Here is a 26763-nt window from a genome sequence, read left to right as displayed (position 1 = left end):
GGAAGCGGCTACCGCGTCGGCTCATCTTCCAACAGGAAGTCGCCAATGGTCTTCCACATCGCCTCGAACTGGGGGCGGCGGAAGCCGGAGCCGGAGATGAGCCAGTCCACGTGCGGGGGCTGGTGCGCCGGCTGGTCGAAGTGGCCAATGGCATCCAGGTGGTCCGCGCGCACTGCCGTCAGCACGCGGCCGTACACCTGCGAGCGCGTGGGCACGATGCCGTCACACGCGGTGGGGCCGGGCATGGCGCCATAGGCCTGCACCAGCGCCGCCGTCTGCGCGGGCGTGTGCAGGGGCAGTTGCGTGAGCGGCATCCGCTGCGTCTGGCCGTACACGAACGCGTAGATGGTGTGCGTGAGCTGCGCGTACGGGTCCAGGCCCGCCGCCAGCCGCGTGCGCAGGGACGGCGGCCGGGCCTGCGTCACCACGGAGCCGTAGCGCACGCCGGGCCGGTCATGCGTGCCGCCGTTGAACAGGTCGATGCCCTCTGGCGTGAGCTGCGGGATGAGGGACGTGTCGCGGCCCACGTCCCACAGGAACTTCGTCACCGCGTCGCGCCGCTCGCTGGAGAAGTCCCCCAGCAGCTGGTCGAAGAGCTGATCCAGCAGCGTGGCCTTCCACCCCAGCTGATCATCCGCCCGCGACATCAGGTGCCCGAAGCGGAACACCACGCTCAGGGGCAGCCGGCCGAAGCGCAGCACGTACATGGTGAACAGCGACAGGAGCTTCAGGAGCTGCTGGCCGAAGAGGCCCAGGAAGAACGTGGCCAGGGGCGTGCCCGCGTGTGGCGCGGACAGCGTCACCACGCTGCGCACGCGGCGCGCGAAGGGCTCCAGCTCCAGCGTGTCCGACACCTGCGCGCCGGGGGAGACGAACAGGCGGGCGTCCAGGCCTCCGGTGGAGTGGCCCACCAGGTGGATGGGGCCGTCGTCCCCGGAGGCCGTCTCGCTCACGGCCTTGAGCAGATCCGCGGTGCGCTGGCGGATGGAGGCAGTGGGGTGGGAGACGATCGTCACCACCTCCGCGTCGACTCCCCGGCGGGCGAGGTCCTGCTTCAGGAACTCGTACGCGTGGCCGAAGTAGAGGAGCTCGCCCAGGTTGGTGAAGCCGAAGAATCCGGGGACGAGGTAGACGTGGTGCTTCACGGACATGGGTCGCCCAGCATACCCCACGCTCCCGGGATGGGCTTGGAATACCCGGCGTCCCACGCGGTTGACGCCCGCCCGGTTGCATTGACAAAACGGCCGCCCGTTTCCCCTACCCACGAAGGAAGACTCTCCGTGTACCGCACACTGCTCGCGCTTGGCCTGCTGTCGTCCCTCCCCGCCGTGGCGGAAGAGGGCATGTGGACCTACGACGCCTTTCCCGCCGCCCAGGTGAAGAAGGCCTACGGCTTCGAGCCGACCCAGGCATGGCTGGACAAGGTGCGCCTGGGCTCCGTGCGGCTCGCGGGCGGTTGCTCCGCCAGCTTCGTGTCGCCGGACGGTTTGGTGATGACGAACCACCACTGCGTGCGCAGCTGCATCGAGGAGCTGACGACCGCGAAGGACGACCTCCTGGCGAAGGGCTTCCAGGCGAAGACGGCGAAGGAGGAGCGGCGCTGTCCCAAGGTCGAAGCCAACCAGCTGGTGGAGATGACGGACGTCACCGAGCGGATGAACGCGGCGACGAAGAGCCTGTCCGGCGCGGCCTTCAACACCGCGCTCAAGAAGGAGATGGCTGCGGTGGAGGCCGCGTGCACCACCGGCGCGGACGTGCGGTGCGACGTGGTGACGCTCTACAACGGCGGCAAGTACCAGCTCTACAAGTACCGCCGCTTCCAGGACGTGCGGCTCGTCTTCGCGCCGGAGTTCTCCATGGCGGCGTTCGGCGGGGACGCGGACAACTTCAACTTCCCGCGCTACGGCTACGACGTGTCCTTCGTGCGCGTGTGGCAGAACGACGCGCCGGCGAAGAGCCCGGACTATCTGCCGTGGGCGAAGGAGGGCGCGAAGGAAGGGGACCTGGTCTTCGTCTCCGGCCACCCGGGCGGCACGGAGCGCAAGAGCACGGTGGCGGAGCTGGAGTTCCAGCGCGACGTGGCGCTGCCCCAGACGCTGCTCCAGCTGTCGGAGATGCGGGGCGCGCTGCGCGAGTTCACCAGCGCGTCGCCGGAGCGCTTCCGCGTGGCGCGCTCCAGCCTGCGCGGCGTGGAGAACGGACTGAAGGCGCTGAAGGGCCGGCAGGAGACGCTGGCGGACCCCGTGGTCCTCGCGCGCAAGCGGCAGGAGGAGGCGGAGTTGCGCAAGCGCATCGACGCGAATCCCCAGGCCAAGGCGCTGACGCAGGGCATGTGGGACGAGACGGCTCAGGCGCTGGACGCGTGGCGCCGGATGACGAACGACCACCGCATGAAGGGCGCGGGAGATGCGTTCCGCTCCGACCTGTTCTCCTACGCCCAGGCACTGGTGCGCGCGGCGGATGAGCTGCCCAAGCCCAACGCGGAGCGCCTGCGCGAGTACACCGACGGCCAGCTGCCCGCGCTGAAGCAGCGGCTGCTGCGGGAGGCGCCCATCCCGGCGGAGCTGGAGACGCTGACGCTGACGTTCGGCTTCAACAAGCTGCGCGAGACGCTGGGCGCGGATGATCCGTTCGTGCGCCTGGTGCTGGAGAAGGAGGCCCCGGCGGACCTGGCGAAGGCGCTGGTGCGTGGCTCCAAGCTGGGCGACGTGAAGGTGCGCAAGGCGCTACTGGAGGGTGGCAAGGCGGCGGTGGATGCGTCGAAGGATCCGATGATCGTCCTGGCGCGCAAGGTGGACGCGGAGACGCGCGCGTCGCGCAAGCGCTACGAGGACACGGTGGAGGCGGTGCTCAAGCGCAACGGCGAGCGGCTGGCGAAGGCGTACCTGCTGGTGAACGGCACGGCGGGCGCACCGGACGCGACGTTCACGCTGCGGCTCAACTACGGGCAGGTGAAGGGCTGGGATGACAACGGTAAGGCCGTGCCCGCGCTCACCACGTTCGGTGGTGCTTACGGGCGCGACACGGGCAAGGAGCCCTTCAAGCTGCCGGCGCCGTGGGTGAAGGCGAAGGGGAAGGTGCCGGACGCGACGCCGCTGGACATGGCGACGACCAACGACATCATCGGCGGCAACTCCGGCTCGCCGGTGGTGAACCGGGACGGGCAGGTGGTGGGGCTCATCTTCGACGGCAACCTGCCGTCGCTGGGAGGCCGCTACCTCTACGTGCCGGAGACGAACCGCGCGGTCGCGGTGCACGGCGACGGCATCATGGCCGCGCTGGAGCACGTGTACGGCGCCGCGCGCGTGGTCAACGAGCTGAAGGGCGCGCAGGCGGCGTCCGCGGCTCCGGCTCGCTGAGGTAGGGCTGCCCGAGGGGGCGGGAGGACAGCAGTCCCTCCGCCTCCAGCGTTGCGCGCACGGAAGCGATGTGACCCCGGTGCGCCTTGAAGTGCTGGAGGAACAGCCGCACCCAGTGCGCTGGCGGTTCCTGCTGTCCCCAGGTGCGGACGGCGTTGCCCCAGGGATGCCGCGTCAGGGTGTCCAGGAAGGGCAGTACGTCATGCAGGCCCATGAGCGGCCGGTGCGGCGGAAGTCCCTTCCTGGGCCAGGACCCCTGGTTGCGCGGCGCGGATGCCCAGGCGTGACGCTCTCGCAGGAAGCGATTGAAGGTGCGCTGACCGTCGGGCTCCTGGATGAGCGCGCGCAGAAGTCGCGCCTGCTCACCTCGATCCAGCAGTGCCCCCTTGCGCTGTGCCTGCTTGCGCAGCCAGTAGCGATTGCGCCACGCCTTCTCGATGGGGTCTTCGAACGCGGTCGTGTGCTCCACGTGGCCCAGCGCGTGCTCGCCGATGACGCCCCTGGGCAGCAGGCTGCGCACGTGGCTCAGGCGATCCTCCCGGCGCAGCTCGCGCGTGCGAGCGGTGGCCCAGCGGATGAACGGCATCACCTTGTCGCCGTCGCGCCGCCACCGCACTTCCATGCTGATCTCCTTGCGCTCCCACGGCGCGAAGGAGGGCAGGTCGTGCTCCACGTCCCCGGCCTTCATCCACACCGCCAGTTCCTGACGGGCCTCCTGGCGGGCCGCGCGGTGGATGCGCGCCTTCGCGAAGCGCGCGGCCTCCCGGTGCTTCGACGGCAGCAGCGAGCGCGCCATCTGCCGGACCTTCTCGTCTGAGTGGATCATCGCGCGCAGGCCTTTCGTGACCGGCGCGGACGGGGCGCGCGCCCATCACCTGACTCGCACTGGACGTCTCCCACCGCGACGCGTCGGGTGCAGGACAACCTCGGTCCAGAACCTGCCGGGTGCTTGGTGCGTCGCGTCAGGAAGTCGCTACCTTGGGGATGCGGACTTGAATCCGCCTCTGTCTTCGCACGGTTGCGTTCCCCGGAACGTCTCCGTCCGGGCGCCTTCTCGGGGTGGTTGGGAGCTGGCACCCGACGTGCGGTAGCATCTCGGTCGTCTCATGCCGGGGGGAGGGAGGATGCACGATGGTGGTGGAGGCCCCGGAGCCCCGGACGATGTCGGCCATCATGTTCACGGACATGGAGGCCCCTGCAGGTCAACGCTGGCGGGATGAGTCGCTACAACAAGCGCTGCATGAAGAGCACGGCCAACTGGTGCGAGGACTGCTCGCTCGCCACGGTGGCCGCGAGGTGAAGCGGATGGAGGAGGGCGGCTTCCTCCTGGAGTTCGAATCGGGCCTGCCCGCGGTGGCCTTCGCGCTGGAGTGGCGCGCCGCCGTGGATGCTCGCAACCGCGCCGTGCCCACCGAGCGGCGGATGTCCGTCCGCGCGGGCGCGCACCTGGGCATGGTGGTGCACCGCGACGGAGACATCTTCGGCGAGGGTGTCAACCTGGCGGCCCGCATCGAGTCCCTGGCGCGCCCAGGCACTGTCTACGTCAGTGAGACGGTGGCCGCGCAGCTGGAGGGACGGCTGAAGGCGCCTCCCGTGAAGCTGGGCCGCAACGAATTGAAGAACATCCGGCTGCCGGTGGCGGTGTTCCGCATCGACTCGCCGGTGGAGGGCCGCGGCGAGCGGGCGCTCATGTCGCGCGTGCGTTCACTGCTGGGCCGTAAGCGCGCGCGCGCGGACGGTTGAAGCTGACGGCCGGACGCGCGGCGGTATGGTGCCGCGCCATGTCCGAGCTCACCCTGGTTGTTGGTTCCAAGAACTACTCCTCGTGGTCGCTGCGCCCCTACCTGGCCCTGGCCCACACCGGCCAGCCGTTCCGGGAGGTGCTGGTGCCGCTGGACACGCCGGAGACGGCGGCACTCATCGCGCTGCATTCGCCCAGCGGCCGGGTGCCGGTGCTCAAGCACGGCGACACGGTGGTGTGGGACTCGCTGTCCATCTGCGAGTACCTGGCGGAGGCCTTCCCGGAAGCGAAGCTGTGGCCCACGGACCGCGCGATGCGCGCGATGGCGCGCTCGGTGACGTCGGAGATGCACTCGGGCTTCACGGCGCTGCGCACGAACCTCCCCATGGACCTGCTGGCGCGCAAGACGGTGCCGGGCGTGGACGCGCCGGGCGTGCACGCGGACATCGCGCGCATCCAGGCGCTGTGGGTGGGCTGCCGCGAGCGTTACGGCAAGGGCGGGCCCTTCCTCTTCGGCGCCTTCTCCATCGCGGACGCGTTCTTCGCGCCCGTCGTCACCCGCTTCGTCACCTACGGCGTCCCGTTCCGTCCGGAGAACGCCGCGTACCGCGACGCGGTGCTGGGCCTGCCCGCGATGCTCAAGTGGACGGAGGCCGCCCAGGGCGAGCCACCGCTCGCGCGCTACCGGTAGGAGCGCTACGGAGCGCGGAGCTCCTGCAGGCGCTTGTGCATCGTCCGCCGCAGGAAGTCCGTGCGGCGCGCGTCGAAGCCAATCTCCTCCAGGCGCTCCAGCCAGGGCTCCGCGCGGGTGCACAGCTTGTCGAGCATGACGCTGACGGCCTTCGCATTCACGCCGTAGCGCTCGCCAAAGGCGATGAAGTGCGCGCGCCGGAAGTTGTCGTCGCGCCCTTCGAACTTCAGGGCCATGCGGTGATCGCCGTAGGGCAGGGTGGTCAGCAGGTCATAGGCGGGTGACAAACGGAAACCGCCTCCGGGCCCCTCCGCCAGGATGCTCACGTTCTTGGCGTGCAGGTCCCCGTTCCCGATGAGGTAGCTGAACGCGAGCAGGTGGAGGAAGCGCGCAAGCTCGGGAACGGGCGCGGCGCAGTTCTCGCGAAGGCCCTCGGCGATGGCCGCGCAGGTGAGCCGGTACTTGTCGCTGGTATAGCGATCCAGGAACTGACAGGCATCCTCCTGGTGGATGCGGCGCAGGCGCTTCTCCGCCTTTTCCCAACTGCGATCAAAGCGCTCGACGAGCAGCCCGTCGTTCCCATCGCGGTCATGGATGAGCCGCGTGGTGGCGACGCGCAAGCCGCACTGCTTCGCCATGCCCATGAAGAAGTGCTCGTTGCGCACGAGCTCGGGCTTGTCCCTCGGGTTGAGCTTCAGGATGTAGTCACGCTGCCCCGACGAAGACACCGGGAAGGAGATGGTGGAGGCGGAGAGCTTCTCCTGGACGCCTGGAATCGTCGGCTCGGTGTTCTCCGTCCCCAGTCGCGGGAGGCTCTGGGCGAAGAGGTCCGTGAAGAGAACGGACTCGGGCTTCCATTTCGCTCCGCGAGGGACGGGTCGCGGGAAGGTCTGTCCCTGGGGAACGACGGAGAGGTCCCCCACGGTATCGGCCCCCGCCGCCACCAGCAGGCTGAGCAGGTCGTCTTCCGACGTCTTGACGTTCTGGAGGAGGACCCGCAGGCGCAGTCCTTCAGGAAGGAGTCCCGCGAAGTAGGTGTGGAGGTTGGCGCCCAGGGTCTCGGTGCGGCGTCTCGAGTAGGGCAGGTGGACCGCGATGCCGCCAGGCCTTGCCGCGTGTTGCTCGAAGAAGTCCGCCGCGTACTCGAAGATGGAGCCGTGAGCGGTTCGGGTGATGGAGCCGACATGGGTGGACCCGCGCCACACCTCCGCGACCTCGATGTCGGTCGGGCGGATCATGACGCCGGCTCGCTCACCCGCAGGCGTTGCTGGCCCGGCTCGAGTGTCAGCCGAAGTCCCAGCACGTGGAGGACGTCCAGGAGCTTGTCCAGGCGCAGCGTGGCCTTCTTCCCGCTCTCCACGTCGTAGATGAAGACAGGTCCGCATCCCGCCAGGACGCTGACCTCTTGCTGGGTCAATCCAAGCTTCGTGCGTTGCGCCCTGACGGCTTCCGCGAGGGGGCGGAGCCAGGAGGTTTCCGGTCGAGCCATGTGCCGTGGACTCCCAAAATCCATCCGTTCGAATGGATTTCAGCCCGGAATGTATCGGCATGAGAGGCCGTCACGTCAATATCCATTCGAGCGGATGGATTCGGAATCCATCCGCGTCGGGGCTCACAGCCCCAGCGACTTCAACTGCGCGTCGAACGCAGGGGCGTCCGTGAAGACAAACCCGCGCACTCCCAGCGCGCGGGCCGCGTCCACGAACTCCGGCAGGTCGTCGAAGAAGGCGGCCTCTTGCGGCGCGCAGCCCGCCTTCTGGAGCGCGAGCTGGTAGATGGCCGGCTCCGGCTTCACGTGCCCCACCTCGCAGCTCATCACCAGCGCGTCGAAGCGCTGGAGCACGGGCAAGAGCGGCTTCAAATAGGCCACGTGCAGCGCGTTGGTGTTGGACACCAGCACCAACTTCACGCGGCCCGCCAGCCCCTCCACGCGCGGCAGCACCGCGTCGTGCACCTTGAAGTGGCTGCTCCACAGGGGCGCGAACTCCTCCATGGGCAGGTCCACACCCAGCGCGCCGCAGACGTCCTTGCGGATGCCCTCCGCGTCCAGCAGGCCCCGGTTCGCCGCCGTCCAGCCCGCGCCGGTGAGCCGCCTCGCGGCCTCTTGCGGCTCCAACCCCGCCCGTGCCGCGAGCCTCGCGAAGAGCAGCGAGTTGTCGTGGAACACCAGCACGTTGCCCAGGTCCAGCAGCACGGCCTTCACGGCGGGGACGGCGGACACGGTGGCTCCCGTTTCAGATGCGGTAGGCGCGCGCGACGCCTTCCATCTGGCTGGCGACTTCCTGCAGCCGCTTCGCCGCGCCGGTGGTGGACTTCAGGCTGGTCTGCGTCTCCGTCATCATGGAGGACAGGTCCGTGACCGCGCTGAAAATCTGGGCGATGCCCGCGTTCTGCTGGTTCACTGCCCCGGCGATCTGCCTCGCCGCCGCGGCGTTGTCCTGGACGATGGTGGCCAGCTCCTTCAGGTGCTCGCCGCTGGTGCGCACCTGCTCCAGCCCTTCCGCGACGCTGGAGTGGCTCTGCTCCGTCATCTTCGCCGTGGAGATGATGGCGTGGCCCAGGTCCCCCAGGATGTCGCGCACCTTCTCCGTGGCCTGGATGGACTGGTCCGCCAGGTTGCGGATTTCGCGCGCCACCACGCTGAAGCCCTTGCCGTGCTCGCCGGAGCGCACCGCCTCGATGGCCGCGTTGAGCGCGAGCATGTTGGACTGGTCCGCCAGGTCCTTCACCGTCTGGGTGATGCCGCCAATCTGCTGCGTGCGCTCGTTGAGCTGCACGATGCGCATGGCCATCTCCCCGGACTGCTCGTGCAGCCCCTGGAAGCCGCCCAGGCTGTCGCGGATGGCGACCTCGCCCGCGCGGCCCACCTCCTCCGCGCGCGACGCCACGCCCAGCACCGTCTCCGCCTTCTCCGCGGCCAGGAGCGACGTCTGCTTGATCTCCTGCGCCGTCACCTGCGTCTCCTGGAGCGCGGCGGCCTGGCGGGCCACGTTGCGCTCCTGGACCTCGGAGGCGAGGTTCAGCTCCGCCACGGTCTCGCTGAGGACGTGCGTGCCCTCCTGGAGGCTGGTGGCCGTCTCGCGCAGGTTCTTCATCATCTGCGCGAAGGCCTGCGTGAGCTCGCCCACCTCGTCCCGCCCCGCCTTCACCTCCATCTCCTGCGTGAGGTCGCCCTCCTTCACCACGCGGCGGACCACCTCACCAAGCGCGCGCAGCGGACGGGTGATGCCGCGCGCCAGCACCCACGAGCCCAGGCCCACCGCCGCCACGAAGATGGCGGCCAGCCCCAGCACCAGCCGGCGCATCCCGTTGAGGGGCGCGTAGGCTTCCGCGGGGTCCACCTGGGCGATGAACCTCCACCCGTCCCCCACGTCGCGCACCTCCGAGCCGTTCACCGCGACCACGGACACGCGGCCCGTGCCGTCGTACGCGCCCTTGTGTGTATCGAACAGCGTCCGGCCATCCGTGCCCTGGACCTCCAGCGAGAAGCTGGTGTGGCCCCGGAGCTGGGCGCGGGTGAGCGCGGGCTTCACCAGCTCTCCCACCTGGCCCCAGTCGAACGCGGCGAGCAGCACGCCCAGCCGCTGGCCGCGCTCGTCCATCACCGGCACCGCCAGCGGCAGCACGTGCACGCTGTAGATGGGGTCCTCCGCCTCCACGCCCTCGGCGGTGGTGGTGCCGGCCTGCGCCTTCTGGAACCACGGCGCCTTGCGCACCGCTTCCGCGCTCCCGGCGTAGGACTCGCGCAGCGCGGGCGTGCTGGCGGAGACCGCCGCGCCGTCGTCGCTGAAGAGCACGATGCCGTTGAGGGTGAGGTAGCGCCGCTGGAGCAGCGACAGCATCGCGTCGCTCGCGGTGGGGTCCTTCGTGCGCAGCGCCTGGCGCAGGACCGGGTCCTCCGCCCAGCTGTGGGCGCTCGACTCGCGCTCCGCCAGGGTGGACTCCAGCAGGTCCTTGAACCCTTCCGCCTCCATCCGCAGGGAGGTGTTGATCTGCGCCTCCGTCTGCTGGCGCATCAGCTTGTCCTGCATGCCGGTCAGCGCCAGCAGCGGCACGCACGACACCAGGGTCATGTACAGCAGCAGCCGCCCACGCAGCGTCAGGGACGGCAGTTTGAAAGAAGGCATGGCACGCCGGCGCTAAAGAAGAGGACCCGGATTCCTATACCAGAACCCGGGCCCTGAACCTCCTGGCCGACTGGCCGCCTACAGCACCGGCACCCGGTCAGGCAGGTCCCTCGCGGGCAGGTTGGAGTAGTCCGCGTCCAGGTCCAGCCGCACCCGCTGCTTCACGCGCGTGCTGAGCAGCCCCCGGAGCATGCCCAGGAAGGCCGGAGGCGCCGCGATGACCACCTGGTCGAACGCGTGCGAGTCCACGCCCCTGTCCAGCCGCCCGGACAGCTCCCGGGCGAAGCGCTCGTGCTCCAGCTCCCTGCGGCCGTTCGGGTCGTTCTCCGGCACCGGGCCGTGCAGCGTGCCCGCGTTGGGGTTGTCCGCCTGGTTGAACAGCTCGACGGGCTTGGTGCGGCTCTCGTCATGCTGGAACTGCTCGATGAGGTCCCACTTCTCCGCCTTCGCATCCGTGGCGAAGAGCCGGGCGCGACTCGCGTTGGCCACCAGGATCCAGAGCCTCTTGTCCGCCATCTTCACGCCTCCTTGTCTCTTGAGGGATGCGGACCCCCCCGGCCACCGGCAAGCTTCCCCCACCAAGCTGCCCCCCCGCCGCGCGGTGGCCAGGCGACCCGCCCGCCGCCCCCTTCGCGGAACGGGAACACGAACGGGAACACTCCCCGTGCCCCCCGGTGCCTGACGACCTCCGCCCACGTTGACCCGCCGCATCCAAGCGGCGACCATCTTGCGCCGGGGGATTTGGACGGGAGTGGGCTGTATGGAGAAGTATTTCAATGTCCGTGGACTCAAGGTGCGCAGTCGCCGCACATGCCACCTGTCCATCCGGTACACGGCGGGTGAATCGTCACGTGCCGAAAGTTTTTCCGCTTCACGCGCGATAGATGCCCTCCCCTGGGTTGCAGGGTCGCCTCGGCATGGAAACCTGATCCCCCCATGGGCACCGACGACCTCCTCGCTCACACAGTCCTGTCCGAATCGGGTGACGCCGTGACCGACGGTGGCGGAGCGCCAGTCGTGATGTCACCGGCCGGACAGGAGGCCCAGGAAGGCGCGGTGCTGGGCAACTACCAGCTGGAGAAGCTGCTGGGCGAAGGGTCCATGGGCCGCGTGTTCCAGGCGCGGCACGTGCGGCTGGGGCGCCAGGTGGCGCTCAAGGTGCTCAAGCCGGAGCACGCGCGGGACAGCTCGTTCGTGCAGCGCTTCTTCCAGGAGGCGCGCACCGTCAATCAGATCAACCACGAGCACATCGTGGAGGTCTTCGACTTCGTGGACGAGTCGCCCGACGGGCACGTCTACTGCGTGATGGAGCTCTTGCGCGGGCAGAGCCTGGCGGCGCTCCTGAAGGAGGAGGGGCTGACGCTGGAGCGCGTGCAGCGCATGGGCGTGCAGGTGTGCGCGGCGCTGGGCGCGGCCCACCAGGTGGGCGTGGTGCACCGGGACATCAAGCCGGACAACCTCTTCATCACGCAGCGCTCCGGGCAGCAGGACTTCGTGAAGGTGTTGGACTTCGGCGTGGCGAAGCTCATCACCACGCAGACGGGCGTGAGCCTCACCGGCACGCTGGACGGGACCATCATCGGCACCCCGGCGTACATGGCGCCGGAGCAGGCCGCGGGCCTGCCGGTGGACGCGCGCGCGGACATCTACGCGGTGGGCAACATCCTCTACGAGATGCTCTCCGGCCACCCGCCCTTCCAGGCGCCGGCCTTCGGGCAGCTGGTGGTGCAGATCATCACCCAGCCGCCGCCGCCGCTGCCGTCGCACCTGCCTTCGGGCGAGCGCGTGCCGCTGGAGCTGGCGCAGTTGGTGATGCGCTGCCTGGCGAAGGAGCCGGAGGGACGGCCCCAGCAGCTGGCGGAGGTCACCACGGCGCTGCTCCTGATGCCCACCGCGCCGGCACCGGAGCCGCGCACGGATGCGTTGGTGGTGGAGGAGGCGGAGCGGCCCACCCTGCGCATGCGCGTGCCGGGCCTGCTGCGCTCCCGGCGGCTCCAGGTGTCCGTGGGGCTGGCGGCGCTCGCGCTGGTGTCCGGCATCACCACGTGGAAGGGGCTGCACTCGATGCGCGCCTCCCAGGCCGGGCAGGCTCCGGCGGTGGTGGCGTCCGCCACGGAAGCGGCCGCGCAGGGGACACCCGCGGCGGGCGCGGCGGACGCGGTGACGCTCACGGTGAACTCGTCGCCGCCGGGCGCGAAGGTGGTGCGCGTGGACACCGGCGAGGAGCTGGGCGTCACACCGCTGACGAAGGCGCTGAGCCGGAAGGCCGTGCCGCCGCAGCTGCGCGTGGAGCTCGCGGGCTACGTCCCGCTGGAGCGGGCGGTGGAGCTGAAGCAGGGTGCCGCCGCCGCGGAGCTGTCCGTGCCGCTGGTGAAGGCAAGCGCGGGGCCGCGCCGAGCCCCCGCGCGTGCGCCGGGCCGCAAGGGAGGAAGCAGGGATGCGGTCATTGATCCGTTCGCGTCGCAGTGAGCCCAAGGCCCTGAGCCTGGCGCTCGCGCTCGCGCTGGGGACGCCGTTCCCGGTGGTGGCGGAGGAGGCGACGGCGACCGCAGTGGACGACCAGGCGCGGGAGAAGTTCTCCGAGGGCAACCTGGCGTACGACCTGGGCGAGTTCGACCGGGCGCTCAAGGCCTTCAGCGAGGCGTACCGCATCAAGCCGCTGCCCGCGTTCCTCTTCAACATCGCGCAGTGCCACCGGCAGCTGAACAACCCGTCGCGCGCGTCCTTCTTCTACCGGCGCTACCTGTCGCTGTCGCAGGGGGAGCCGGCCAACGCGGACGTGGTGCGCGAACTCGTCGCGGAGATGGACGCGAAGGCGCGCGTCCAGGAGGAGCAGCGCCGGGAGCGCGAGCGCTTCGCCAGGGACCGCGAGCTCCAGAAGGCGCGGGAGCAGGCCGCGCTGGCGGAGGCGCGCGCCAACGAGGCGAAGCTCGCCGCGAATCCGTCCGCCGCGCCGGAGAAGAACGGGGCCTCGGAAGCCCTGGCCATGCAGGTGCCGGACGCGTCCGTGAAGACGGAGGCGGGCGCCTCCAAGCCGTGGACGCGCCGCTGGTACGTCTGGGCGGGCGCGGGCGCGGTGGCGCTGCTCGCGGGCGGCGCGGTGTGGGTCGCCACGGCGCCGAATCCCCGGGACACGACGCTCGGCACCGTGGGGCGGTAGGCGGCTTCGCAGCGCCGCCCGGACGTTCGCGACACGATCGGCGGCGCGGGCGAGGCAGCCCGCGCGGGCCTCAGCGCTGGGGCGGTGTGGCGGCCTGCGCCAGCACCTGCGCGGCGATGCGGCCGATGCGCGCGTGGAACGAGGGGGCGTCGTGGAAGGTGAGGCGCACGTCGCCCACCTTCAGCTCGTCGCCCGTGCGCAAAAGGCGCGGTTGTTCCGCCTCCAGCGCCTCTCCGTTCACCGTCACCGGCCGCGACTGCGCCAGCCGCTCCACCTTCCAGCCGCCGTCCGGCGAGGGGTGCAGGGCGAACTGCTCGCGAGACACCGTGGCGTCATTGACGACGAAGGTGTTGTGCGACGCGCGCCCCAGCTTCAGGGGGCCGCGGTCCGCCACCCCCATCAGCTCGAAGCACAGCGCGTCGCCCGCGGGCAGGCAGTCGCGCAGGTCCATCATGGGCAGCCGCGTGGCCGCCACGTTCTGCTCCTCGGGGACGTTCCACGCTCCCGCCTCCCACACCAGCCACGCGTGCGGGTACTTGGCGTTGAACTTCTCCTGGAGTGCCATGTGCTGCCGGATGAGCAGCGAGAGCAACAGGGCTCGCATGGCCCAGTCATAACCCCATCCGCCGCTTTCGCGTCGCACTGACGGCGTTCCAGGTGTCCACGAGTGGGCGAATGCGCCAGCCCGAAAGGCTACAACCGGGCAATGACGGCCTTCGCCATCCGCTCCGCCGCGCCCGCGTCCATGGGCAGGAAGAGGCACGGCTCCGTCACCTCCACCTCCTGAAGCCGGGTGCGCCCTTCGTTGTCCGTGGCCACGTCCACGCGCGCATACAACAGCCGAGCGCCTCCGGATGCCTCCATCACCTCGTGCGCCATCCGCTGCTCCGCCGCGTTGTCCGGCGTGAAGCCGTGCGGCTCCGCGAAGCCCCGGGGCGCGGTGGTCAGCGTGGGCGGGCGGCGCACCGCGTGGCTGAAGACGCCGTTGAAGAAGATGTACGAGCGCTCGCCCTCCGTCTCGAAGGCGCGCAGGTAGGGCTGCACCATCACGTCGCCCTCCTTCGCCAGCTCCGCCACCTTCGCGCTCGCGTCGTCCCACTGCTCGCGCCGGACGATGAAGACCTTGAGCCCGCCCGCCGCCACCGCGGGCTTGAGCACCACCGCGTCCCAGCCGCGCTCGCGCGCCGTCGCCGCCACGTCCAGCGTTCCGCCGGGTGGCACCCAGACGGTGGGCGTCAGCGGCAGGCCGCGCGCCTCCAGCGTCTTCAGGTAGCCCTTGTGCGTGTTCCACCGGAGCACGTCCGCGGGGTTGAACAGCCGCGTGACGCTGCCCACGCGGTCCGCCCAGGCGACGAACTCCTCGCGGCGCAGGTGGCTGTCCCAGGCGTTGCGCACCACCGCCGCGCGGACGCGGCTCCAATCCACGGTGGGGTCGTCCCAGATGACCGGCTGCGCATCCAGGCCCAGCGCCCGCAGCGCGGGCACCAGCGGCGCGTCCAGCGGGTTCAGCTGCGGCAGTCCGGCGTAGGTGATGACGGCGATGTCCAAGGCGGCGGGCTCCAGGCGACAGGAAACGCGCCGCGTTCTAACGCGCTCCCGTGCCCCGCGCAGCCACGCCCCTGGGTCAGGCCAGGCGCGCGAGCGGCGGCTTCCCCACGGCCGCCGTCTCCACGGTCTCCTGCGTCAGCTGCTCCGCCAGCGCCTTCGCCTCGCGCGCCACCCGCCCCAGCTCCCCCTGGCCGTGAGGGAAGGGGGCCGCGGGGCCGTCCAGCGCCAGCAGCTGCTGCCGCAGCGCCGCGCCGTTGGGCGTGCGCTTCTCCGGGTCCTTCTGGAGCAGCTGCATGACGATGAGGTCCAGCGCCAGCGGCACCGCGGGGTTGAGCTGCGAGGGCGGGACGACCTCCTGGTCCACCGCCGCGCGCAGGAGCACCTCCTCCGAGTGGCCGCTCAGCGCGCGCCGGCCGGTGAGGGCCTCGTGCAGCGTGAGCCCCAGGGCGAAGAGGTCCGCTCTCCCGTCGATGTCCTTGCCCATGGCCTGCTCCGGCGCCATGTAGCCCAGCTTGCCGCGCACGCTGCCCGCCACCGTGAGGTTCGCGCGCACCGCGTCCCGCGCGATGCCGAAGTCCGACAGCTTCACCTCGCCAATGCGCGACACCAGGACGTTGGGCGGGTTCAGGTCGCGGTGGACCAGCCGCAAGGGCACGCCGTCCGTGCTGGTGCGCCGGTGCAGGTAGTCCAGCGCGGACGCCAGCTCCGCGGCCAGGAACGTCGCGGCGGACAGGGGCAGCGGCCGGCGGTTCCGCGGCTTGAGCAGCGCGCTCAGGGGCAGCCCGTCCACGTACTCCATGGCCAGGAAGTAGGTGCCGCCGTGGCGGCCCAGGTCGAACACCTGGACGATGTTGGGGTGGTAGAGCGACGAGCACAGCTCCGCCTCGCGCCGGAACATGGTCACGAACGCCGCGTCGTCCGCGTACGACGGCAGGATGCGCTTCAGGGCCACCTGCTTCTCGAAGCCGCCCTCCGGCGAGTACGTGGCCCGGTACACCTCCGCCATGCCGCCCGCGCCCACGCGTTCGTGCAGCACGTACTTGCCCATGACCTCCTGCTCGCGCAGCGCCGCGAGCGCGCTGCGCGTGCGCTCCAGGAAGTGCCGCGCCAGCGTCGCCGTCAGCGCGCCCGTGGCCACGAAGAAGAACGCGCGCACGCAGATGAACAGCGGCCCCAGCGTGACGAGCGGCTCCTCCGGCAACAGCGGCCGCACGAAGCCGAAGTAGAGCGCCAGGTACTCCGCCGCCACCAGCGCGCCCGCGGCCAGCCCCAGGCGCGGGTTGCTGCGCAGGCCCGCCAGTGTCACCAGCGTGCCCCAGATGACCAGCGTGGGCGCGGTGAGCGCGTACACCGGGCCCTTGAAGTGCAGGTCGAACGCCAGCACCACCGCCGGGATGCTCACTTCAATGAAGACGTTCAGCCACGGGATGGCCGGGTGGAACGCGCCGGAGCGCAACACCCACCACATGCAGCCGTAGTAGCCCGACAGCACCGCGGACAGCCCCATCAGCGCGAGCGTCAGGTCCCAGCCCATCGCGGGCCCCAGCGCCGAGGCCACCACCACGCAGATGGCGGACAGGATGCTCATGAAGCGCGCCACGGACAGCTCCCGGGCCTGCGCGTCCCGCCGCAGGTGCGAGTCCAGGAAGCGCGACACGGTGCTGGATGGATTCCGGGTAATCATGTCCCCCCCACTCTAGAACGTGGCAGGACGCGTCATCCGCCTGCTCCCCCACACGTTGGGTGTGCTCCTACCATACCTTCCGCCACACGGAATGCCCTTGGAGCCCCACGAAGTGGACTTCAGGGGTCAGGTATCGCTGAAATGTTGCACCCCCACCCCACGCCGCATGCGAGGCACGGGGGGTTTTCCTCGTCGCACCTGGTCCTTCTTCAAGCACTGCCTTCGGGCAGGAGGCTTCATGCGCAGCTCCCCCCGTCTATTGCTGGCCGCCCTGGGCGCGGTCCTTCTGTTGGGCAGTGCCTGCAGTTCAGATCCAGAGGTCAATGCGGTCTGCGGTGACGGAAAGAAGGAAGGCGCGGAGCAGTGCGATGACGGCAACACCCGGGGTGGCGACGGGTGCGAAGCGAACTGCACCCTCCCGGGTGCGAAGTGTGGTGACGGCGTCAAGGCACCCACGGAGGCGTGTGACGACGGCAACACCATGGGAGGCGACGGGTGCGAGGCGGACTGTACCGTCACGACCGCCCAGACGGTCCAGTGTTGGGCCACGCCTCCCGCGCCGCTCGCGAACGGCGCCACCTGTGCGGTGACGAAGGAGGGCACGGCGGGCAAGCTCTTCACGGGCATCGTGCTCAAGGACGGGCAGACGCTGGTGGGCGGCCAGGTGCTGGTGGACGCCCAGGGCGTCATCACCTGCTCCGAGTGCGACTGCTCGAAGGCGGCGGGCGCCGCGGAGGCCACGGTGGTGACGTGCCCCACGGGCGTCATCTCCCCGGGCCTCATCAACCCGCATGACCACATCACCTACCCGAACGCGCCGCTGGCGAGCACCAGCGTGGAGCGCTACGAGCACCGCCACGACTGGCGCACGGGCAAGAACAATCACACCGAGCTGGCAAACAAGGCCAACTCCAAGGCGGACGCGATCCGCTGGTCGGAGCTGCGCCAGGTGATGGCGGGCACCACCGCCATCGCGGGCGCGGGCGGGCAGGCGGGATTCCTGCGCAACATGGACACGGGCGGCTCCGCGGGCATCGCGAACCAGGAGGGCCTGGGGATGCCGTACGCGGACTCGGACACCTTCCCGCTGGGTGACACCGGCGGCAGCACCCTGTCGGACGGCTGCTCCTACTCCTCGTTCCCGTCCTCGGCGACCATCACCAGTCGCACGTCGGCGTACCTGCCACACATCGCGGAGGGCATCGCGGCCACGGCTCAGAACGAGTTCCGCTGCTTGTCCACGGGCGGCGGCAACGTGCTGTTCCCGCGCTCGTCCATCATCCACGGCGTGGGCCTGACCGCCCGGGAGATCTCGGAGATGGCGGCGCACGGCACCGGCCTCGTCTGGTCGCCGCGCTCCAACATCTCGCTGTACGGCGACACGGCGATGGTGACGGCCTACAAGCGGCTGGGCGTGTCCATCTCCCTGGGCACGGACTGGATCCGCTCCGGCTCCATGAACCTCCTGCGCGAGCTGGCGTGCGCGGACCACCTCAACACCACGCGCTACGCCAAGACCTTCACGGACGAGGACCTGTGGCGCATGGTGACGGCCAACGCCGCGGACGCGGTGGACATCTACGAGCGCGTGGGCCGCATCGCCCCGGGCAAGGTGGCGGACCTGGCCATCTTCCGCGTGGGCGCGAACGCGGCCTCGCCGTTCCGCGCGGTCATCACCGCGCAGCCGGCGGACGTGGTGCTGACGGTGCGCGGCGGCAAGCCGCTCTACGGCGACCAGGCGCTGGTGGACGGCCTCAAGGGCACGGACGCCTGCGACGCGCTGGACGTGTGCGGCACCCCGAAGGCCGCGTGCGTGAAGTCGGAGATTGGCAAGACGCTGGCGGAGTTCCAGGGCTCCACGGACACCCAGGGCCTGTACCCGCTGTTCGCGTGCGGCACCCCGGAGAACGAGCCCACCTGCGAGCCCTCGCGCAGCGCGGTGAACACCACCTTCCCGGTGGCCGCCGTCAACGGCTCCACCGTCTACACGGGCGTGGCGAGCGCGGCGGACGCGGACGCGGACGGCATCGAGGACGCCGTCGACAACTGCCCCACCATCTTCAACCCCGTGCGCCCCATGGACAACGGGCGGCAGATGGACACGGACGGCGACGGCGTGGGTGACGCGTGCGACCCGTGCCCCCTGGAGGCGGGCACCACCGCGTGCCAGGCCTTCCGCGGCGAGGACGACGACCACGACGGCGTGCCCACCTGGAAGGACAACTGCCCGTTCGTGGCCAACGCGGACCAGAAGGACACGGACGGCGACGGCAAGGGCGACCTGTGCGACGGCTGCCCGAATGACGCGGCCACGTGCTCGGTCGCGGACCCGTCCGACTTCGACTACGACGGCGTCTCCAGCGCCACCGACAACTGCCCGCTCGTGGCCAACCCGGACCAGAAGGACACGGACGGCGACGGCTTGGGTGATGCGTGCGACTTCTGCTCGGGGACCGTCCTCGCCGGCGGCGTGTGCGCCACCAGCGTCTACGACGTGAAGGCGACGCCCCGCTTCGGCAACCAGTCGCTGGTGAACATGAAGATGGCGGTGGACGACGTGGTGGTGACCGCGGTGGATGTGAAGGCGGACCGCGGCTACTGGGTGCAGGTGGCGAACTACCCGGCTGGCAAGGGCGTGGAGGACTCCGGCCTCTTCATCTACAGCCCCAAGTCCGACGTCGCGGTGGGCGACAACATCCGCGTGGAGGGCACGCTGAAGGAGTACTTCGGCCTGCTGGAGGTGATTGACGGCAAGGTGACGAAGCACAGCGCGGCCAACCCGCTGCCGGCCCCGGCGGTGGTGCGCACGGAGGACATCCGCACCAACGGCCCGAAGGCGAATGCGCTGGAGGGCGCGCTGGTGGAGGTCCGCAACGTCTTCAACACCCGCCTGGAGAACGACAAGCGCGAGTTCATCGTGGACGAGAACAAGGCCGGCAACCCGGCGTCCTCGGGCCTGATGGTGGATGACCAGTCCTTCGCCTATGCCCCGCAGGTGCTGGGCACGGAGTACACCACGCTGCGCGGCGTGCTCACGTTCACCTTCGGCGACCACAAGCTGCTGCCCCGGAGCGCGGCGGACATGGTCATCCCGCTGCCGCCCCTGCCGGCGCTGACGGGCTTCACGTCCGGCGGTTTCGCGCGCGTGGGTGGCACCCGGGCCATTCCGCAGCCCCTCACCGTGACGATGGCGAACGCCTACCCGGTGGACGTCACCGTGACCATTTCCTCCAGCGACGCGGCGGCCCTGTCCGCGGCGGGCGGGCAGGTGGTCATCCCCGCGGGCCAGACGAGCGCCACGGTGGCGCTCGAGGCGAAGGCGGAGGCGGCCTCGGTGACCCTCACCGCGACGCTGGGCACGTCCTCCCAGACGACCGCGCTGCGCGTGCTGGGTGAAACCGAGGCGGCCAGCATCACGGACCTCACCCCGGCGACGGTGGGCGTGGCGCCGGGCGGCACCGCGCGCTTCACCGTGACGTTCGACCGGCCGGTGCCGGCGGGCACCACGCTGGACCTGGAGGTGACGCCCGTGGGCTTCGGCACCCTCTCGGCCCCGGTCGTGACGACGGACGCGCTGACGGCCACCTTCGACCTGACCGTGGACGACGCCAGCACCGGCTCCGGCACGGTGACGCTGGGCACGCTGAGCGCCACGGTGAACGTCATCACGGACGTGCCGCGGCTCTCTTCGCTCACCCCGTCCACCGCCACGGTGAACGCGGGCGCGGCCCAGGTGTTCACGGTGACGCTGGAGTACGCTCCGACGGAGCCCGTGCAGGTGCTGCTGGCGCTGGCCTCGCCGGCCACGCCCTTCGGCGCGCTGTCCGCCACGTCGGTGACGGTGGGCGCGGGCCAGACGACGGCGACGGTGACGTTCACCGCCGCCGCGGAAGGGGAGGGGACGGGCGCGGTGTCCGCCTCGCTCAACGGCATCACGCGGTCGGCGGCGCTGACCGTGCTGCCTCCTCCCGCGAAGCTCGCCAGCGTCACGCCGGAGACGGTGACGGTGACGGTGGGCACGACGCAGACGTTCACCGTCACGCTGGACCGCAAGGCTCCCGCGGGCGGCGCGGTCGTGGACGTGGCGTTCACGCCCGCGGAGCTGGGCTCGCTGGCGGCCTCGACGGTGACGGTGCCGGAGGGTCAGACGGCCGCCACGGTCGTCTTCACCGCCACCGAGGCCACGGGCGACGGCCAGCTCACCGCGTCCTACCAGGGCGTGACGAAGCAGGCGGCCGTGACGGTGGCCCCGCCCCAGGGCCACGTCGTCATCAGCGAGATCGCCGGCCAGGGCGTCACCGTGAACGCGGATGACTACATCGAGCTGTACAACCCGACGAACGCCGACGTGAACATCACCGGCTGGAAGCTGCTCTACCGCACGGCGAGCACCACCAGCACCACGACGAACTTCACGGTGCTGGCCACGCTCCCCTCCGCGACCATCAAGGCCCACGGCTACTACCTGGTCGCCGCCGGCGGCTACTCCACGTCGACGGTCCCCGCGGACCACACGTGGGGCAACACGGACATCTCCGGTTCCACGGGCAACGTCCGCCTGGGCACGGCGGATGTGACGGTGGACCCCACGTCTCTCACGGGCGTGGTGGACACCGTGGGCTTCGGCAACGGCCGCACGGTCGTGGAAGGCGCCGCGGCCCCCGCTCCCGGAGGCCGGGGCGGCAGCATCGAGCGCAAGGCCCGGGCGTCGTCCACCGCCGCGACCATGGGCGCGGGCGGCGCGGACGAGCTCGCTGGCAACGGCCAGGACACGGACGACAACGCGGCGGACTTCGTGCCGCGCACGGCGCGCGATCCGCAGAACTCGTCGAGCCCCACCGAGACGCCGTAGTCCCGGCATCCCGCCCCGCTCCCTTCACCCGAGGGGAGCGGGGATGAAAGCCTCCCTGAAATGAAAAACGCCCGGTCCCTCGCATGGGGGACCGGGCGTCTGTTCTTCCGGGCCGCCCGGCCCGGTGGGGTCAGCGCATCAGGCCATGGGGCCGCGCACGTGGAGGCCGCCGGAGAGGATTTGATCCAACGACGCCATCAGCGGGTCGTAGTTCACGGCGGCGCGGAACAGGTTGTGGTGCAGCAGGATGCCCAGGTAGCCGCCCATCATCGTGTGGGCCATGTGCAGCGGGTCCACCTCCTGGCGGAACTCCTGCCGCTTCTGGCCGTAGCGGATCATCCCCGCCAGCACCGCCACGTAGAGGGAGATCTTCTCGCGCAGCGCCTCCGCCACGCGGTCGTTGGACTCCGCGGACTCGGCGGACAGCATCCCGAAGAAGATGCCGTATTCGCGGTGGTAGCGCAGGAACTGCGACGTGCGTGACACCACGAACACCAGCTGCTCCCGGCCGGTCAGGATGCGGCGCTCGGCGAGCAGCGGCGCGAACTCCATCAGGTAGCGCTGGTGCAGTTCATCGATGGCCGCCAGGAGCAGGTCTTCCTTGGTAGGGAAGTGCCAGTAGAGCGCGCCCGGCGTCATCCGGATGGCCTTCGCCAGGTCCGACATCGTCGTCGACAGGTAGCCCCGCCGAGCGAACAACGTGATGGCGGCCTCCAGGATTTCGACCCGCGTTCGCGCGGCCCGTTCCTGTTTGATTTCGCGCTTCGCTGGTTCCTTGCTCATTTCCGGGTAAATCTACACCTCACGCCAGGAGCGTCACCTTAACGATTTCAGACGGCGAGGCGACGCGCAGGGGCGGGCCCCAGAAACCGGTGCCCCGGCTGACGTAGAGGTGGTTGTCGCCGTCCTGGAAGAGGCCGGCGTCGTGCTTCCAGATGGCGGAGACGGCGACGGTGAACGGGAAGAACTGCCCGCCGTGGGTGTGTCCGGACAGTTGCAAGCCCATGCCCGCCTTCGCGGCCACATCCCAATTGGATGGTTGGTGTGCGAGCAGCACCGCGGCGCGGTCGGGATTCCGGCCCTGGAGGGCGGCGTCCAGGTTGTAACCCTTGGGGCCGTTACGCATGGACCAGTCGTCCACGCCCACCATGTCGAACGCGCCGCCCGCGTCGCCAATGGTCACGTGACGGTTGCGCAACACGGTGACGCCCAGGCCGGTGAGCGCGTCCGCCCAGGTGCTGGCGTTCCAGTAGTACTCGTGGTTGCCGGTGATGAAGTGCGTGCCCGCGCGCGCCTGGAGGTTCTGGAGCGCGGCGACGGAGTGGCGCAGGTCCGCCACCGTGCCGTCCACCAGGTCGCCGGTGATGGCGACCAGGTCCGGCTTGAGCGCGTTGGCCCGCCGCACCAGCTCGTCCATGAAGCGCCGCTGGATGATGGGACCCACGTGGATGTCGCTCATGTGGACGATGGTGAAACCATCCAGCGCCTTGGGCAGGCCGGGCAGCCGCACCGTGACCTCGTTGACCACGGGCGGATGGAAGGCGCTCCACATGCCGTAGCCGGTGAGGCCGCCCGCCGCGAGCGCCGCGCCGCCCGCGGTGGCCCTCGCGAGGAACAACCGGCGCGCTTCGTCCACGGGGGGCACCGGGGGCACGGCGGGAGGCGGGGGCGGCACGGTGACGGCCAGGTCCGCCAGGGACGGCGGCGCGGCGGGGTCCGGCGCGGGCGTGGCGAGCGGCGCGGCGACGCCCCGGTGGCCGCGCGTGCGCGCCACGAGCCAGCGCACCGCGCCCAGCAGCGCCAGGGAGAGCAGCAGGTAGACGGCGACGCCCATCCACGTCCACGCGAACACGGCGACGATGAACGCGGAGGGGATGATGCGTGTCACCACCCAGGACAGCAGCAGCGGCACGCATAGCGCCGTCAGCAGCACCTTGCCGGCGGTGCGCCAGGCCCGGTTCGTGGACGTGTCGCGAAAGAGGCGCCGGTACAGGTAGACGTGGACTTGGACCGACGCGACGCTGACGAGGAGGATGAACAGGATGATGCGCAACGGGCTTTCCACCATGGGAGGCCCATCCTCGCGCGCATGCGCCACGGCGCAACCGGCATGCGCGTGAAGAAGCGTGAAGCGGCAAGGGGCTCCGAGCCTGGGGGCCCCGCGTCCGGCGGCCGGCTACTTCTGGCGGGTGCCCAGCGCGGCGCCGATCTGCTGCCACTCCTGGGCGTAGGTGCCACGGGAGAAGGCGCGCAGGTCGTCGCCGGTCACCGTGCCGCGGGAGAGCGCCGTGTCGAGCGCCTTCACGATGGCGTTCTTGTGCGGCTGCTCCACGTACGGGTTGTCCTCGCGGAAGACCTCGCCGAAGAGCGACTCCAGGCGGCCGTCCTGCTTCAGCCGCTCCACGATGCGGTTCTGCGACACGGGCGCGTCCGCGTGCGCGTGCAGCATGGCGGAGGCGATGCCGCTCTGCGCGTCCGCGTCCGGGAACTCCGCCAGGAGCCCCAGCTCCATGTCCGCCTGGGCGATGGACTCCGCGTCCGCCGGAGAGACCGGGGCCTTCACGGCCTGCGACTGCGCAGGCGTGGGGCGCCCGGGGGCGGGGCGCGCGGGTTCGAAGTCGCTGCGGCCCTGGAAGGAGCGCACGTTGGCGTTGGCGGGCGTCCGGCCCTGGGCTCCCGGCTTGCTGTCACGCGTGGCGTCGCTCCGCTCGGACCGCTCGAACTCCGAGCGCTTCGGGGGAATGGACGGGCGATTGCCACCATCGACGCGAGACATGGGGGGACTCCAGGCGCGGGGGAAGGCCCGTCGCGATACTCACGCCGGGTTGCGCACCTACATCTGTTATCGGGCTGTCCTTCCCCAGGGTTGCGTAGCCCCCCGGTCCACAGGCTCCGTCCGGCCGCCCGCATGCCGCGTCAGAGCCCCCTCCCAATCCTGGATCATCCGGCCTTGGCCGCCTTCCGTCCCGGCCAACCCCTTGATTCCAGGGGGCTTTCATCCAGAACGGAAATCCGGCGTTCCGCCGCGATGCGTCACCCGGGGGGCGAGAAGATTTCTTCGAGGCCGGCCGGGAGGCTGGTCTGCCACGCGGGGTAATTATGGCCCCCGCTGTAGGTCCGGTACGTGGCGCGGTGCCCGGCCGCCTGGAGGAGGGGCAGGAGGCGCTGGTTGCCGTCCTGGAGGCCCTCGAAGCGGCCGCAGTCCATCCAGACATGGAGGGGCGGCTGGCCGGTGCGCCGGGCCAGGTCGAAGACGACCATGTCGGTGCCTTCGATGGAGAAGGCGCCGGACTGGGACAGGACGTGGCCAAAGACGTGCGGCAGGCGCTGGGCCGCGTAGAGCGCCATCAGGCCGCCCAGTGACGAGCCCAGCACCGCGTGCGCGCCCGGCGTGCGCTGCTCATCCACCAGGGACAGGTGCTCGCGGGCCAGGGGGAGCACGCGCTGGTGCAGGAAGGCCACGGTGGCTTCGCTGCACGCGTACTCGGTGGTGCGGGCCGGGCCGCCGTTGGACACGAAGGCCATGGCCACCGGGCGCATGCGGTCCGCGGCGATCAGGTTGTCCACCACCACGGGCAGCTGGACGCGCTGGAGGTAGTCGTCGCCGTCCAACACCACCATGAGCGGCACGGGGCCTTTCACGGGCGGCGCGTAGAGGGCCACCGCGCGCTTGCTGCCCACGGCCCACTCGTGCGTTGCCACCTGGTGGCGCGTCACGCGGCCCTTCGGCACGGTCTTGAGGCGCTTGCCCAGCGGTGTCGCTTCGCCCTTCGGCATCCAGAAGCAGTGGTTGAAGTCACCGAAGCCGTTGTCGGAGCGGCGCGGGTTGAAGGCGTCGCGCACGCGGCGGCCCTTCGTGTCCTGGAGCGCGTATTCGACGTAGGCGTCCTCGGGCAGCGCCAGCGAGCGCGCCCACAGCCCCTTGCCCACGCGCTCCAGCGGCAGGGGCGTGCCTCGCCAGTCCTGGAAGTCTCCCTGGAGGAAGACCTGTCGAGGGCCCTTCCACACGAAGGTGGCGGTGTCTCCGTCGATGAGCGGCGTGCCCTCTTCGCGCGCGCGGGCTTCCAGCGTCCGGGTGTCGTCCATGCGTGGCTCGAAATGTATTAGGGGGACAGCAGGTCGCGCAGCGCTCCGGTCAGGTCCGGGTGGCGGAACTGGAAGCCCGCCTCCAGCGCGCGCCGGGGCATCACCCGCTGGCCCTCCAGCGCCACGCGCGCCATCTCTCCGAAGCGCGCCTTGAGGACGATGCCCGGCACCGACAGCGCCGCGGGCCGCTCCAGCACCGCGCCCAGCGTGTGCGCGAAGGTCGCGTTGGTGACGGGCTCCGGTGACGTGGCGTTCACCGGGCCGGACAGCGTGGGGTGCTCCAGCGCGAAGCGCATCAGCTGGAAGAGGTCTTCTCTGTGGACCCAGCTGACGTACTGCTGGCCGTTGCCCACCTTCGCGCCCGCGCCCATGCGGAACACCGGCAGCATCCGGTGCAGCACGCCGCCCGCCGGGTGCAGCACCACGCCGATGCGCAGGCGCACCGTGCGGATGCCCGCCTCCTCCGCGCGCACGGCCTCCGCCTCCCAGCCCTGGCACACGTGCGCGAGGAAGTCGTCGCCGGGCGCGTCCTCCTCCGTCAGCGTCTGCCCCGCCCGGGCGCCGCCGTAGAAGCCCACCGCCGACGCGCAGACGAAGTGGCGCACGCTGCCCGCCTGCTTCATGGCCTCCACCAGCACGCGGGTGCCCTCCACGCGGCTGAGGTGGATGCGGTGCTTCGCCTCGTGCGTCCAACGTTGGTCCACCGGCTCCCCGGCCAGGTGCACCACGCCTTCCGCGCCCGCGAGCGCGTCCGGCGACATCGGCGTGCTCCCGTCGAAGTAGGAGCCCGTGACCCCGGCGGGCAGCCGGCCGAGCGCGTGTTCCACGCTCCGGCTGAGCACGTGCACCGTGTGGCCGGCCTCCAACAAACCTTGGACAAGGCCTGGACCGAGGAAGCCGGTGGCGCCCGTGCAGGTCACCCTCAAGGGTGGGCCTCCTTTTCTCGGTCCGCGGTCAGGTCCTGGCCCACCAGCTCTCCCAGGGCGGTGAAGAAGCGGGCCTGCTCCTCCGGCTTCATGCGCCCGGAGTGGCGGTAGACCGGCGCGCCCTCCGCGTCCAGCAGCATCACCGTGGACGTCTTGGTGGGCAGCTTCAAGGGCGGCTGGCCCAGGGTGCCCTTCAGGTCCACCAGGATGGGCACGCCGGCCTTCTTCTCCTCGTCACGCACGTACGACAGGGCGATCCCCCGCGCGGGAAAGAAGTCGTATTTCTCCAGATTGGCCACCGCGACCACGAACGCGCTCTTCAGGAGGCCACGCTCGCGTCCCCGGGTGAACAGCTCCGCCTTCAGAGGGGCGTTGAGTGTCGTGGAGTCCTTGTCCTCGTAGAAGAGGATGACGGGTTTCCCACGCCAGCGCGCCAGCTGAACTCGCTCTCCGCTGCTGGTGCTTAACGTCGCGTCCACGGGCTCCGGAGCCGGGGCGGCGCCACCCGCGCTTCCCGCTGCCAGGGTCACCGTCAACGCGCCTGCGATCCACGCCTTCATCGGGAGTCTCCGTGTACAAGGTTTTTGCA

At 70.5% G+C, this 26763-nt stretch carries 22 protein-coding genes; 6 read left to right on the top strand and 16 right to left on the bottom strand.

Annotated features, from left to right (window positions below; genetic code table 11):
• Window positions 1–8 precede the first annotated feature (8 nt).
• Window positions 9–1151 (bottom strand): triacylglycerol lipase, encoded by a 1143-nt coding sequence (locus D7X30_RS08110; RefSeq protein ID WP_120562259.1) that lies wholly within the window; start codon window positions 1149–1151, stop codon window positions 9–11.
• Window positions 1152–1280: 129 nt separating this feature from the next.
• On the opposite strand from D7X30_RS08110, the gene D7X30_RS08105 reads away from it, so the two are divergent.
• The gene (locus D7X30_RS08105) at window positions 1281–3359 is read left to right on the top strand and encodes a S46 family peptidase (protein ID WP_120562258.1); all 2079 of its coding nucleotides are present in this window, start codon (window positions 1281–1283) and stop codon (window positions 3357–3359) included.
• On the opposite strand, the gene D7X30_RS08100 is transcribed toward D7X30_RS08105, so the two are convergent.
• The gene (locus tag D7X30_RS08100; RefSeq protein WP_120562257.1) at window positions 3310–4185 is read right to left on the bottom strand and encodes a hypothetical protein; all 876 of its coding nucleotides are present in this window, start codon (window positions 4183–4185) and stop codon (window positions 3310–3312) included. The two genes, D7X30_RS08105 and D7X30_RS08100, sit on opposite strands and share 50 nt — an antisense overlap.
• Before the next feature lie 305 nt (window positions 4186–4490).
• On the opposite strand from D7X30_RS08100, the gene D7X30_RS08095 reads away from it, so the two are divergent.
• A complete protein-coding gene (locus tag D7X30_RS08095) occupies window positions 4491–5102 on the top strand; it encodes an adenylate/guanylate cyclase domain-containing protein (RefSeq protein WP_120562256.1) in 612 nt (203 codons plus the stop codon).
• A 38-nt stretch (window positions 5103–5140) separates the two neighbouring features.
• The gene (locus D7X30_RS08090; RefSeq protein ID WP_120562255.1) at window positions 5141–5791 is read left to right on the top strand and encodes a glutathione S-transferase family protein; all 651 of its coding nucleotides are present in this window, start codon (window positions 5141–5143) and stop codon (window positions 5789–5791) included.
• 5 nt (window positions 5792–5796) lie between these two features.
• Here the strand turns inward: D7X30_RS08090 and D7X30_RS08085 are convergent, their stop codons facing one another.
• The 5 genes from D7X30_RS08085 to D7X30_RS08065 all read right to left on the bottom strand — a co-directional run bounded on the left by D7X30_RS08085 (window position 5797) and on the right by D7X30_RS08065 (window position 10434).
• Window positions 5797–7029 carry a type II toxin-antitoxin system HipA family toxin gene (locus D7X30_RS08085; RefSeq protein ID WP_158619215.1) on the bottom strand — a complete coding sequence of 411 codons (1233 nt, stop codon included), beginning with the start codon at window positions 7027–7029 and terminating at the stop codon, window positions 5797–5799.
• On the bottom strand, window positions 7026–7280 hold the full coding sequence (locus tag D7X30_RS08080) for a helix-turn-helix domain-containing protein (protein ID WP_120562253.1): 255 nt from the start codon (window positions 7278–7280) through the stop codon (window positions 7026–7028). The genes D7X30_RS08085 and D7X30_RS08080 overlap by 4 nt, the downstream gene beginning before the upstream one ends.
• Before the next feature lie 123 nt (window positions 7281–7403).
• Window positions 7404–8012, bottom strand: coding sequence for an HAD family phosphatase (locus D7X30_RS08075; RefSeq protein WP_120562252.1), 609 nt, complete (start codon window positions 8010–8012; stop codon window positions 7404–7406).
• A gap of 13 nt (window positions 8013–8025) precedes the next feature.
• A complete protein-coding gene (locus tag D7X30_RS08070; protein WP_120562251.1) occupies window positions 8026–9918 on the bottom strand; it encodes a methyl-accepting chemotaxis protein in 1893 nt (630 codons plus the stop codon).
• Between the two features lie 78 nt (window positions 9919–9996).
• Complete coding sequence (locus D7X30_RS08065) at window positions 9997–10434, bottom strand: host attachment protein (protein WP_120562250.1); 438 nt, start codon at window positions 10432–10434, stop codon at window positions 9997–9999.
• 420 nt (window positions 10435–10854) lie between these two features.
• Between D7X30_RS08065 and D7X30_RS08060 the strand changes: the two genes are divergently transcribed.
• Both D7X30_RS08060 and D7X30_RS08055 read left to right on the top strand, forming a co-directional pair.
• On the top strand, window positions 10855–12387 hold the full coding sequence (locus D7X30_RS08060; RefSeq protein ID WP_120562249.1) for a serine/threonine-protein kinase: 1533 nt from the start codon (window positions 10855–10857) through the stop codon (window positions 12385–12387).
• Window positions 12356–13078: a tetratricopeptide repeat protein gene (locus tag D7X30_RS08055; protein WP_120562248.1), complete on the top strand. Its 723-nt coding sequence runs from the start codon at window positions 12356–12358 to the stop codon at window positions 13076–13078. Before D7X30_RS08060 ends, D7X30_RS08055 begins: the two co-directional genes overlap by 32 nt.
• Window positions 13079–13148: 70 nt before the next feature.
• Here D7X30_RS08055 and D7X30_RS08050 read toward each other — a convergent pair whose 3' ends face one another.
• The 3 genes from D7X30_RS08050 to D7X30_RS08040 all read right to left on the bottom strand — a co-directional run bounded on the left by D7X30_RS08050 (window position 13149) and on the right by D7X30_RS08040 (window position 16310).
• Window positions 13149–13682, bottom strand: a complete 534-nt coding sequence (locus D7X30_RS08050) for an FHA domain-containing protein (RefSeq protein WP_120562247.1) — start codon at window positions 13680–13682, stop codon at window positions 13149–13151.
• Window positions 13683–13771: 89 nt separating this feature from the next.
• Window positions 13772–14626 (bottom strand): RimK family alpha-L-glutamate ligase, encoded by an 855-nt coding sequence (locus D7X30_RS08045; RefSeq protein WP_120562246.1) that lies wholly within the window; start codon window positions 14624–14626, stop codon window positions 13772–13774.
• A 76-nt stretch (window positions 14627–14702) separates the two neighbouring features.
• Window positions 14703–16310 (bottom strand): serine/threonine-protein kinase, encoded by a 1608-nt coding sequence (locus tag D7X30_RS08040; protein ID WP_120562245.1) that lies wholly within the window; start codon window positions 16308–16310, stop codon window positions 14703–14705.
• Window positions 16311–16548: 238 nt separating this feature from the next.
• Between D7X30_RS08040 and D7X30_RS08035 the strand changes: the two genes are divergently transcribed.
• Complete coding sequence (locus tag D7X30_RS08035) at window positions 16549–21162, top strand: thrombospondin type 3 repeat-containing protein (RefSeq protein WP_120562244.1); 4614 nt, start codon at window positions 16549–16551, stop codon at window positions 21160–21162.
• 138 nt (window positions 21163–21300) lie between these two features.
• Here D7X30_RS08035 and D7X30_RS08030 read toward each other — a convergent pair whose 3' ends face one another.
• The 6 genes from D7X30_RS08030 to D7X30_RS08005 form a co-directional block, all read right to left on the bottom strand.
• Window positions 21301–21945 carry a TetR/AcrR family transcriptional regulator gene (locus D7X30_RS08030; protein ID WP_120562243.1) on the bottom strand — a complete coding sequence of 215 codons (645 nt, stop codon included), beginning with the start codon at window positions 21943–21945 and terminating at the stop codon, window positions 21301–21303.
• A gap of 19 nt (window positions 21946–21964) precedes the next feature.
• Window positions 21965–23230, bottom strand: coding sequence for a metallophosphoesterase (locus D7X30_RS08025; protein ID WP_120562242.1), 1266 nt, complete (start codon window positions 23228–23230; stop codon window positions 21965–21967).
• Window positions 23231–23338: 108 nt separating this feature from the next.
• The gene (locus tag D7X30_RS08020) at window positions 23339–23938 is read right to left on the bottom strand and encodes a hypothetical protein (RefSeq protein WP_120562241.1); all 600 of its coding nucleotides are present in this window, start codon (window positions 23936–23938) and stop codon (window positions 23339–23341) included.
• 257 nt (window positions 23939–24195) lie between these two features.
• Window positions 24196–25248, bottom strand: a complete 1053-nt coding sequence (locus D7X30_RS08015; RefSeq protein ID WP_120562240.1) for an alpha/beta hydrolase-fold protein — start codon at window positions 25246–25248, stop codon at window positions 24196–24198.
• Between the two features lie 17 nt (window positions 25249–25265).
• On the bottom strand, window positions 25266–26174 hold the full coding sequence (locus D7X30_RS08010) for a TIGR01777 family oxidoreductase (protein WP_120562239.1): 909 nt from the start codon (window positions 26172–26174) through the stop codon (window positions 25266–25268).
• On the bottom strand, window positions 26171–26734 hold the full coding sequence (locus tag D7X30_RS08005) for a hypothetical protein (protein ID WP_120562238.1): 564 nt from the start codon (window positions 26732–26734) through the stop codon (window positions 26171–26173). The genes D7X30_RS08010 and D7X30_RS08005 overlap by 4 nt, the downstream gene beginning before the upstream one ends.
• Between the last annotated feature and the right edge of the window lie 29 nt (window positions 26735–26763).

Origin of the sequence: Corallococcus sp. AB011P (assembly GCF_003611605.1) — a bacterium.
Classification (GTDB): Bacteria; Myxococcota; Myxococcia; order Myxococcales; family Myxococcaceae; genus Corallococcus; species Corallococcus coralloides.
The sequence above is the reverse complement of the archived record's forward strand: the minus strand, read 5'-3'. Positions and strand labels throughout refer to the sequence as shown.